Origin of the sequence: Apibacter sp. B2966 (assembly GCF_011082485.1) — a bacterium.
Classification (GTDB): domain Bacteria; phylum Bacteroidota; class Bacteroidia; order Flavobacteriales; family Weeksellaceae; genus Apibacter.
Genome location: NZ_CP049714.1, coordinates 2,227,739 through 2,239,828 on the forward strand (window position 1 = coordinate 2,227,739; position 12,090 = coordinate 2,239,828).

At 28.5% G+C, this 12,090-nt stretch carries 7 protein-coding genes and 1 tRNA gene; 1 reads left to right on the top strand and 7 read right to left on the bottom strand.

Annotated features, from left to right (window positions below):
- Nucleotides 1–1,266 (top strand): APC family permease, encoded by a 1,266-nt coding sequence (locus G8C43_RS09525; protein WP_166005636.1) that lies wholly within the window; start codon nucleotides 1–3, stop codon nucleotides 1,264–1,266.
- A gap of 71 nt (nucleotides 1,267–1,337) precedes the next feature.
- On the opposite strand, the gene G8C43_RS09530 is transcribed toward G8C43_RS09525, so the two are convergent.
- From G8C43_RS09530 to G8C43_RS09560, 7 genes are all read right to left on the bottom strand, one after another.
- Nucleotides 1,338–3,659 (bottom strand): C10 family peptidase, encoded by a 2,322-nt coding sequence (locus tag G8C43_RS09530; RefSeq protein ID WP_166005637.1) that lies wholly within the window; start codon nucleotides 3,657–3,659, stop codon nucleotides 1,338–1,340.
- Nucleotides 3,660–4,030: 371 nt separating this feature from the next.
- A complete protein-coding gene (locus tag G8C43_RS09535; protein WP_166005638.1) occupies nucleotides 4,031–7,612 on the bottom strand; it encodes a C10 family peptidase in 3,582 nt (1,193 codons plus the stop codon).
- Nucleotides 7,613–8,907: 1,295 nt separating this feature from the next.
- Nucleotides 8,908–8,981, bottom strand: a tRNA-His gene (locus G8C43_RS09540).
- A gap of 39 nt (nucleotides 8,982–9,020) precedes the next feature.
- Complete coding sequence (gene bshB1, locus G8C43_RS09545) at nucleotides 9,021–9,737, bottom strand: bacillithiol biosynthesis deacetylase BshB1 (RefSeq protein WP_166005639.1); 717 nt, start codon at nucleotides 9,735–9,737, stop codon at nucleotides 9,021–9,023.
- Between the two features lie 73 nt (nucleotides 9,738–9,810).
- The gene (locus G8C43_RS09550; protein ID WP_160566904.1) at nucleotides 9,811–10,125 is read right to left on the bottom strand and encodes a hypothetical protein; all 315 of its coding nucleotides are present in this window, start codon (nucleotides 10,123–10,125) and stop codon (nucleotides 9,811–9,813) included.
- Nucleotides 10,126–10,258: 133 nt separating this feature from the next.
- On the bottom strand, nucleotides 10,259–10,510 hold the full coding sequence (locus G8C43_RS09555) for a type B 50S ribosomal protein L31 (protein WP_105296935.1): 252 nt from the start codon (nucleotides 10,508–10,510) through the stop codon (nucleotides 10,259–10,261).
- A 169-nt stretch (nucleotides 10,511–10,679) separates the two neighbouring features.
- A complete protein-coding gene (locus tag G8C43_RS09560; protein ID WP_166005640.1) occupies nucleotides 10,680–11,906 on the bottom strand; it encodes an isocitrate dehydrogenase (NADP(+)) in 1,227 nt (408 codons plus the stop codon).
- Between the last annotated feature and the right edge of the window lie 184 nt (nucleotides 11,907–12,090).

The window sequence follows — 12,090 nt, forward strand, 5'->3', positions numbered from 1 at the left end:
ATGAAAAAAATAGGCTGGAAGACAGCAACTGCCATAGTCATATCCAATATGGTAGGAACGGGAGTGTTTACAAGTTTAGGATATCAAGTTCCGGAATTACACAATACGTTTACCATTATTCTTTTATGGACAATCGGGGGAATACTGGCTTTAATAGGTGCTTTTATCTACGCGGAATTGGGAGCTCATTTTAAGCAATCGGGAGGAGATTATATTTATCTTTCTCGAACTTATCATCCCATCATGGGATACATCACCAGTTGGGTATCGCTTATTGTTGGTTTCTCCGGGCCAATTGCTTTAGCAGCATTGGCTATGGCTAAATATTTGGGTTTTGAAAATGAAAGAAGTACAGCTATTCTCATTATCATTATTATTGCTGTATTTCAATGTTTCAGCTTAAAGGTAAGCAGTCGTTTTCAAAATATATTTGCCGTTCTTAAGGTAGCATTCATTGTAGTACTGATTTTAATTGGAATTTCGATAAGTCCGTCTCCTACTAATGCATTATTATGGGATAATTCTTGGACTCATGAAATTATCGTTCCGGCTTTTGCCAGTTCGTTAGTGTTTGTTACCTACGCTTATACCGGTTGGAATTCTGCCTCTTATATTGTTGAAGAAATTGAAAAGCCAAAAGTTAATCTTCCCAAAGCGTTGATAATAGGAACTGTTTTTGTAACAGTAAGTTATGTGTTGGTAAATTTTGTTTTTTTAAAACATGCTTCAATCGAACAAATGGAAGGAAAAGAAGACATTGCCAATATCGCATTTACCAATATTTTAGGCGTTCGGGGAGTAAAATGGATAAGTTATTTGATTGCATTGCAATTAGTTTCAACAATTAGTGGCTATTTGTGGGTTGGATCGAGAGTAACCCAGGCAACAGCAAAAGAAAATCATCTTTGGAGTTATTTAGGTAAAGAAAATAAAAACCGAATACCTATATGGGCTGTAGTTGCTCATACTCTTATCAGTATACTAATAATATTGAGTGGTAAATTTGAAGAAATTTTTATTTACACAGCATTTGTACTTCAACTTCTTTCAACGGCTGCCGTGAGTACTTCTTTATTTATTAAGAAAAAAGATCGGGTACTTTTCAAAGGAAATATTTTTTTACTAATGCCCGTTATCTTTTTACTTTTCAGCTTTTATATTTTGTATTTTACTTTTGTCAACCATCCTCGGGAAAGTATTATTGGATTAGGAATCATAGGAGCCGGTATGACCCTTTATTTTTTTGATAAAAAAAGAGTTGATTGAAAATATCAGTTTAATGAATATAAAAAAAACCGAAAGATTTGTCTTTCGGTTTTTTAACGTAATTCTTAAGTTTATTTTTTTATGAATTTGTAATTCTTTCCTAAAATTTTTATAATATAAAGATTGGGCTGTAGATCAGAGACATTTATAGAAATTTTGTCTTCAATTAAAAGTCGTACATTTTTAACTAGTTTTCCACTATTATCAAATATAGTTAATGTTATAAATTTTTGAATATTTGAAGGAACACCTTTTATATTAAGTGTTTCATGAGCGGGATTAGGATATATGATTATGTTATTGTTATCAGTAATTTTATCATTGAAAATTTGATTTACGATTAAATCATAGCATTTATTTTCAAGAAAAGCATCTTTATATCCTTTAACCATTATATAATATGTTCCGGGAATTAAATTTATTTGAAATTGATCTTTATTATTCTCCGTATTCGTGCTACGGGTAATATAATTCTTTGAAGAATCATATAAAGCTAAAGTATAATGTTCAGAAAAGTTTTTAAGAATAATTTCAATAGTAGATTTTTTATAAATTGAAAATTTATAATAATCTAAATCATAACTGGAGCCAAGTGCAGCTGAATATAAAGTATTGATGTTTATAGGATATGCAGTTTCAAACGAATCATTAGGTTCGTAATTAGCTGCACAATTAGTAGAAGTACGGAATGAATTTTCTTCAAAATTGGAACTGATAGAGGCAGAATAATTGGCTTTTACTCTCCAATTATAAGTGGTATTTGCATTTAATTTTGAGAGAAGAAAAAATGTATTTGTAGTTGCAATGGCAGCTGTTGTCCAGGTTAACTCTAAAGATGATTTATATTCAACGGTATAATTTGAAATCCCGGGCATTTCATCCCATTTTAAAATAGCGCTGTTGCTAGTAATATCGTAAGCACTCAGATGGGTAGGAGTTGGATAAATTAAGGTATTGAATGTAGACTGAGCATAATTGGAACTGTTTGAAGTATAGCAATTTGCTTTTACTCTCCAACTATATGAGGTATTTGGTTTTAATCCTGTAAGGGTGTATAAGGTGTCGGTTGATTCAAGGGTTTTAGTATTCCAATTTTCTTCTTTATTTGTTTTATATTCAATAGTATAACTTAGAATTCCCGGTATATTATTCCATTTTAATACGACACCAGTTGAAGATATATTCGAAGTAGTGAGACCCGAAGGTATAGAACAAGTATAATTAATAGGGTGTATATTTATTATTGCACTTTGATTGGATTTATATCCTGCCGGTTCAGATAATTGAAAGTATCCATCTGCATAACCGCCCCAACCAAAATTAAAATGAATGAGGTTGTTACTATCAATTCCATCAGCAATAAAGGTATGTGCTCCTTGCCTGTTGCTTCCTTTATAAAACACAGGATAATTTTTTATTAGCTGATCCTTAATTAGTTTTATCCACTCGGGATTACTATAATTTCCTTTATTAACCATTTTTATATCCGAACTGTATTGAAAGTAATTTTTCAATGCTTTTAAAACTGAGTTATTAAATGCTCCCGAACTGTTAGGTCCGTAAATCATATTAACCGATATACCGGTGTGAAGCATTAATGTGGCAACTGCATCGATTTGTTGCGTGGTGGAAGTAAGGGAAAGGGAAGTAGGCATATTATTCCATAAATAGGTAGTGTTAGCAAAATCAGCTGTTAATGTTTTACCTTTCCAATCATAATAAGTATTTTGAATCTTATAGGTATTAGAGCTTTTACCTTTGACAGGGTAATTCCAATATTTCATAATTTGGGCCATAGTGGTAGCCACACAACCCGTTAGACAAGATTGGTTTTCATAAGTTTTGGGTACCAACTTATTATAAAATGTATTTTGACTCCACTTTGTAGTAATCAAAGGATCTTTTGTTAAAGGAATTTCATTGTATTTATGATTCATTTTAGATAAAGGCATTTCTTTTCTATAAAGTAAAGCGTCCCATTCTTCTTTTATTAAAGATCTTTCTTTATCCTCGCCGATTTTTTTTATTTTACTTTTTCTTAAATATTCGTTTGCTGATTGGTATTCTCTAAGAAAGTATAAAAATTCGGGCGATTGATTTCCTTCCGGGTTAAGAGTTGTGTCAAATGAATAAGCTAGAATTGGGTGGTTTTCACTTTGTGAAGAAATTATTATAAAACCATTTAAGCTTTTAAAAATATAGAAACCATCGTATTTTTTATCAAAACGATTGGTAATATTAATTAATTTATTGTGGTTTGAATTTTTTAACTGAATCCTTTGATTTAAAAAATTATTGGCTACAATACGGGCAGTTTTTTCAGAAATATCTTGACTATAAAATGTGTAAGATATAAATATAGCTATAATTAAAATAGAATATTTTAATCTCATCGGAATTGTTTTTTAGTGTTTAAATAATGAAGTAAAATTGTAATTACTATAAATTTATTATTCTAATAACCGTATACTGTTTGGTATAGAATATATGGTTGAATGGAGTGAAAAGATTTTGATGTAATTTTTTTAAATTAAAATAATTACATACTAGGAAAAAATAAATTTATTAAGATAAAACATAAGCTTTTTAAGTTTTTTAGGTTACTATATATCAAATTTACTAAATTATATTAAATAATGTGTAAAAATGATAATATAAAGTTTACTATTAATTATTCTTTTTGCATATCTAATTTATGAATATGATTTGCATAAAAAAACCGAAAGATTGATCTTTCGGTTCTTTTTTAATTAAAATTAAAAACTCATTTTTTAATGAATTTGTAATTTTGCCCCTGAATTTGTAAGAAATAAATATTCGGAGGGAGGTCTGAAACATTTACAAGTATATTATCGTCAACTTTAGATTGCAAAATTTTCACAACACGCGCATTTCTGTCAACTATTGTTAATGTAATAAGTTTTCCTTTTTCGAGTATATTTAAACCTTTTATATTTATAGCATCATGAACAGGATTAGGATATACGATAACGGAATTCTCAGGATTGTCAAATTCAACTGAATTCTTGGCAGGGACATAATTAACACTTAGATTGTAACATTTGCCCGGCTCATATGCGCCATTTTTACCATAAACATATACATAATAAATGCCTTTATTTAAATTTTTAATATCAATAATTTCTTTGGTAGTTCCGCTGTTAGTACTACTTCCTATTTCTCTTTTTAAATTATCATAAAGTTTAAGGTCATAATCATTAGGTAAATTTTCTAAAACAACCAAAAGATCAGATTTTTCACCGATATATATTTTATAATAATCATCATCAGTTGAAGAACTTATATCAGAAGAATAGGTCAAGATATTTCTTATTGTATAAGCAGAATCAAAGGTGTTATTAGGCTCATAATTACCCTTACATAATGAATTACTGCTTTCTGTTTGAACTTCTAAATTATAACAAAAAGTAGTATCATAGGCACCTTCATATCCATATACGTATACATAATAATTACCGGCAGGTAAATTTTCAGCTACAATTTTTTCATTTATTGTACCCTTATTTGTACTGCTGTCAATTTCATCACCTACTTCATCAAGAAGTTTTAAATCATAGTTTTTAGGTAAATTTTGAAGTAAAACCGTTATGTCTGATGTTTCACTGATTGTAAATTTATAGTAATCTTTATCTGTTGGAGAACCAATACCGGCTTCGTATACGGTATTTAGATTTATTGGAGTTGCTTTTTCTAACGAATCATTAGATTCAAAATTATTAACACATGGAGAATCTGTTGCGATCGTTTCTACTAATAAGTCATAACATTGAGTAGCATTAAATGCGTTATCAATTCCTTCAACCAATATATAATAAGTTCCGGGATCTAAATTGTCTAGATTAATAGTTTCATCGCTTAGATCTTCATTATAACTTCTTCCTATTTCTCTTTTAGAAGAATCATAAACTTTCAATTCATATTTATCAGCTATATTTTGAAGAGTAACCGAGATGTTAGATTTATTATCTAAAATAAATTTATAATAATCAAGATCATTAGGAATTCTTATTCCTGCTGAATATGTATTATCAGTTTTAATATGAATGGCATGTTCAAATGAATCATTGGGTTCATAATTATTAATACAAGAATGTCTGGATATATCAGTATCAATTAAAAGTCTGTAACATTCTATTGGATTTAATTTACCTGTTATTTCAATGTAATAGGTACCTGAAGGGAGATCTTCAATATGAATTACTTTGTTATTGGGTTCATCAAATACTCCTTTAGCTACAAATTTTTTAGATGAATCATATAAATTGAATTCATAACCAAAATAAATATTTTGAAGACTTATATTAACATTAGAAGTTTCTTTTAATGTAAATTTATAATAGTCCATGTCTCTAGAAGATCCAATAGCCGCATAGTAAGTGGTAAGAACATCAATTGGATAAGCTTCTTCAAAAGATTCATTGGGTTCATAATTAGTACTGCATGTAGGAGCAGCAGGTCCGGAATTGAACGTTAATTCATAACATTCTGACTCATCATATACATCATTATAACCAGATACTTTTAAATAATAGGTACCGGGTAAAAGATTTTCAATTTTAATTCTTTCTCTTGACTCGCTACCTGCAATACTCTTCCCAATTTCTTTAAAATAACGATTATATAATGTTATATCATAATCCTTATTGAATTTATTCATTATTACTATTAAATTTGAATTAGTAGTAAAAACAATTTTGTAGTAATCAACGTCACCAGGATATCCTATACCTGCATAGTAAGTAGAATCAGAATTTATTAAATAAGCATCAGCAAATGAATTATTAGGTTCGTAATTATTAACGCAAGCAGATGAAGTAGGGGATTCAGAGATACTAGTTTGAAAAGTTGTTTCTGCAAAGTTATTTGTATTAGAATAATTAGCATCGCAATTGGCTGCTACTCTTGCAGTATATGTTGTATTTGCCTTTAAATTTACTAATTCAAGAGAAGATCCTGTAGCTTTATCATTAGCAACAGTCCAATTAGAATCACCACTCGATTTATATTCAATCTTATAACTTTTAAATCTAATATCATTATTCCAATTAAGAGTGGCACTGTTGGATGATATGTTTGATGTTGAAAGACTTGAAGGTGGAACGCAATAAGTATCTGAAGGATAGATATTTATTACTATCATTTGGCTGGATGAATAACCGTGAAGATCATTAATATAATAATATCCGTTAGCCTCTCCGGCCCATCCTAAATTAAGATGTACATAGTTATTTGAATCATATCCGTCAGCTATATATGCATGTTCAGCACCCGGGCCTATAGATGAAAAATAAACAGGGAATCCTTGTGAAATTTGATCTTTAATAATATTTAACCATTCCTCATCTGAATTAAAATCGGATCTGTTTTTTAATTCAATATTTGAGCTGTATTTAAAATATTTTTTTAAAGCATTGGGAACTTTTTCACTATGAGCACCTGATCCAATTGGTCCATACATCATATTAACGGAAATTCCGGTATGAGACAAGAGTGTAGCCACCGCATCGATCTCCTCTTCAGTAGAACTTCCTGAAAGCGAGTTAGGCATCTTACTCCATTGATAGTTTGTTTTTTGAAAATTAGCACTTAACTTTTTCCATTTCCAATTATAGAAATAATAAAAATAAGAGGAAGGAATTCGATAAGTTACAGAATCATTTCCTGTAGCAGGATAATCCCAATATTTCATTATTTGTCCTAAAGCTGTTGCAGCAGAACCCGTAAATGTGGGTTGCCCTTCATAGGTTATCGGAGTTTTTTTGTTATATAAAGGAGCTTGATCCCAGTTGGTTTTTATCAATGGAGCAATCGAATCCGGAATTATAGCATTAACCGATGGCTTTTTTAATAATTGTGTATAATTTGGAAATTCATTATCGGAAAGTAAAGCATCCCATTCTTTTTTTATTTGTTCCTGATCTTTACTATTAGATTTTTTTAAAGAGTTTTTTCTAAGATTTGAATTGGTATACTGATAGTTATTTAAAATATTTAAGAATTCTGGAGAAGTCTTTTTATTTGTTGGTATGGATGAGTTTAAAGAATAAGCTAAAATCGGATGATTTGCGCTTTCAGCGGATACAATACAGAATCCGTTTCCATTCTCCACTTTGAATACATAAAAACCATCATATTTTTTATCAAAAGTTGATGTAATGTTTGTTAATTTGAATTGTTTCGATAATCTTTTTAAAGGATCTTTAGCTTTCAATTTTAAAAAATTGTTAGCTACTCTTTGAGCAGTTCTTTCTGAAATATCTTGTGCTTGAGAAACACTAAATATAATGAAAGCTGTAATAAAGAGCAACGGTTTAAAATTTATCATAATCAGAGTTTAGGTTAAATTAGTAAATAAAATAATGTTGAGTTTATATTGTATAACAAGTATTCTTACTATTTTATTCAAGATAAAATAATGAAAATATTAGGGATCAAAATACCTTATTATTTAATAAAAAGGTATAAATGCTTAAAATATAATTTATTAAATCTTAATTATTTCATTTCATTTATATATATTTTGGTTAACATAATTCAAATATATAAAAATTATTTATATTATAACAAAATACTATAAATATATAATATATTTATGTTGATAAACATAAATTAACTTTTTATCAATAGTAATTATATTATTAAGATTTGATATGTAATTAATGTTTTTACTTTATATATTAATAATATTTCTAACATACTATTAGATATAATGAATTTTAAAAAAATATATTTTATGTTTATAAGGAATAATGAAAAGATTAAAGAAAAGTGATTATTGATATAATATAATTTATGATTTAATTTATGTATTATTAGGTAAAAAAATCTAATATTTAATGTTTAATTTGATTTTATGATATAAATAGTAAAAGTATTTAATCATATTGATTACTTTATAGTTTAAAAAAAATATATATAATAATTAATTTTTGAGAAAGATAAGAGAATTAAAATTTAATATATATAGTGTAAGATTATTTTTAATTGTAAACCTTTTGTCCAAATAAATTAAATTCAATTATAATTATGACAACATTAGTTTACAATTGATTAATAAGGTCTTTCTAAAATTAAAAAGTTTGATTATAAACCAAAAAGATTGAAGCATATGAATATTTAATTTTTTAAAGATAAAAAAATGGCGTTTAAATTTTGAGAATAAAAAGAACACTGTGATTTAATTAAATTTTTATTAAATGATCTTGTGAGTAAAAATATTCTAATGAATAAAAAAAGCCCTGTTATATCAGAACTAATTTATAATTATAATATAAAAATATTAAAATTAATATAAGGATTTAAAAGTAATTAAAATAAGAGATAAAAGATAATATTTATATTTTTTATTAATCAATAAAGTATTTTCGAAACAATTATTCAACTAAAGTGTGTCAATGAAATTTATAAGATAGATAAACATTATGAATATTGATTTATTTATAATTTTATTAAATATTGAAATTTTATGAATTCAGATATTTTCTGGAATAATAGAAATGAAGTAATTTATAAAAACTTTATTCTTTATTAAATTTAAAAACAAAATAGAAATTGTAATAATATGTAAGTCAGAAATATAAAAAAAACCTAAAATTCATATAAACAAATTTTAGGTTTTAGGGTGGCCAATGGGTCTCGAACCCACGACCTTCGGAACCACAATCCGACGCTCTAACCAACTGAGCTATGGCCACCGTTTTGGGAATGCAAATATAGGAATAGATTTCATATTATCAAAGAAAATTTTCAAAATCTTTCAGACCAATCCATTTTTGAGAAGTAAAGCCTTCGCCAGCATCACATCCTATTAACCTACCCAAATTTTCTGCTCTGTATATAATACTTTTTTTAAAATTAATGGAAGTAATAGGTGTATTGGGTTCTAATGAATTCGGATCATAAAACTGTGTTTTATAGGCCATACAAGCTTCTATTTTTTTATCTAAAAAATGAGATATATCAATTATAAAATCCGGTTTTTCTTCATTCCATTGAATATAATTGAATATATGTTTAGGTCTCCAAGTATCTTGTGTAACCCCATTATAACTTGTTTGTATTTTTAATAGTCCGGAGAGAAAACAGGCATCATAAACAAGTTTAGCAGCTTTCCCATGATCTGGATGTCTATCGTTTACCGCATTAGCTAAAACAATATCCGGTTTATATTTTCTTATTATTTTAATTAATTCGATTTGATGAGTATCATCATTTTTAAAAAAACCATCTCTGAATTTTAAGTTTTCACGATAAGCAATCGAAAGTATTTTACCGGCTTCTTCGGCTTCGGCTTTTCTGGTAATCGCTGTTCCCCTTGTCCCTAATTCACCTTCCGTCAGATCTAATATTCCCACTTTTTTATTTTCAGAAATCATTTTGGCCAGAGTTCCTCCACACCCTAGTTCAACATCATCAGGATGGGCGCCTATGGCTAATATATCTAATTTCATTGGTCAAATTTTAAGTTAAAAAAACTCCAGTAAGTCATTACTGAAGTTTTAAAGTTTGGTATATAAAATTTTTTTACAGTTCAGATTTTACTTTGGACATAAGTTTTTCAATTCTTGCCTTTATATCTGTATTATCAGAAATTTGCCAGGCACTTATGGTAAATGTATTCCCTTTTGTTCTGATCATAAGACCATAATCAGGATTATTTGAAGTCCAAATTCCGGGTGAAGAAGCAGAGCCAAATTCTTGTTGAATCAAAGCTTCCACTTTCTGTACTTTTTCATTGGTAGATTGTATTTCTTCTCTATATTTATATTTTTCTTGAGAATAACCAAATATAGAAGAAAAGGTCATTGTTACTAATAAAATTAAAATTTTAGCATTCATAATATGTTGTTTTAATAAGGCAGAAACCTAAATTACTATTCTTTCCATCAATATTTATGCCAAAAAGATAAAAAAATATACCCATGGTATTACTACTATGGGTATATTTAATTTTTATAATAGTATTACTATATTACTTTTTATAATTTTTGTATTTGTTAAAGAATTTATCAACTCTACCTGCAGTATCAACCAATTTAACTTTTCCTGTATAAAAAGGGTGAGAAGAACTTGAAATCTCCATCTTAACTAAAGGATATTCTACTCCTTCATATTCAATTGTATCTTTTGTTTCTGCAGTAGATTTACATAAAAATACCTCGTCGTTGCTCATATCTTTAAAAACAACTAATCTATAGTTATCCGGATGAATGTCTTTTTTCATTTCTCTAAAAATTTGAGTTGCAAAATTACAATTTTATTTCTAAATAATCAAGAATACATAGCAAAAAAATATGAGATTCTTCATATTAGAAAAATATGTTAATATTTAGTCACACAAGTAGTTGTTTAATAAGATAATTATATTTGTGTGACAGATTAAAAATACTTGATTATTTAACTAACTTATTTTTTAACCCTTTGTCAATAGTATCTAGAAAATCTTCAGTATTAAGATAATCTTCTCTGGTCATTTGTTTACCTTTTACTAATAAAGCAAGGTCTTTGGTCATTTTACCTCCTTCAACAGTTTCAATACAAACCTTTTCCAGCGTTTCTGCAAAATTGACAACATCCGGAGTATGATCTAATTTACCACGATGCATTAAGCCTCTGGTCCATGCAAAGATAGATGCTATGGGATTGGTAGAAGTTTCTTTACCTTCTTGATATAATCTATAATGTCGGGTAACAGTACCATGAGCCGCCTCTGCTTCAACGGTTTTGCCATCCGGTGTAACCAAAACAGAAGTCATCAAGCCTAAAGAACCAAAACCTTGAGCAACAGTGTCTGACTGCACGTCACCATCATAATTTTTACAAGCCCATACAAAGCCTCCGTTCCATTTCATGGCACAAGCTACCATGTCATCAATTAGACGATGTTCATAAGTAATTCCCAGTTCTTCAAATTTAGATTGATAATGATCTTCATATATTTTCTGAAAGATATCTTTAAATCTTCCGTCATAAGCTTTTAAAATGGTATTTTTAGTGGACAGATATAAAGGCCATTTTTTGGTTAATGCCATTTGAAATGAAGAATGCGCAAACCCTTCAATAGATTCATCGGTGTTATACATGGACATTGCAACTCCGTCATCTTTAAAATCAAAGACTTCCCAAGTTTGAGGCTCACCGTTTTCAGGTGTGAAAGTCATGGTTAATTTACCGGGACCTTTAGTTACCACATCCGTTGCTTTATATTGATCACCAAAAGCATGACGGCCAATTACAATGGGTTGCGTCCATCCTTGCACATATCTCGGAACGTTATTCATAATAATAGGTTCTCTAAAAACTGTTCCTCCAACAATATTACGAATGGTGCCATTAGGCGATTTCCACATTTTTTTTAAGTTAAATTCTTTAACACGAGCTTCATCAGGAGTAATAGTAGCACATTTTACGGCAACATTATATTTTTTAGTTGCTTCTGCAGAGTCTATAGTAACTTGATCGTTAGTTTTATCTCTGTTTTCAATACCTAAATCAAAGTATTTCAGATCTATATCTAAATAGGGGAGAATGAGTTTGTCCTTAATGAACTTCCATATAATTCTTGTCATTTCATCTCCGTCCATTTCAACAACCGGATTAAGTACTTTTATTTTTTGCATGATAACTATTGATTTGTATCAAATATAACAATACTTACCTCAGTAAAACAAATATTTAACCTAATTTTAGTTTAATATAATGAATAAAGATGCTTATGGTACACTTATGTTTAATAGAAGAGTTTGGTAAGGATATTTAAACATTAAAGACTAAAAATGAAAAAGGTTAATAATTACCATTTAT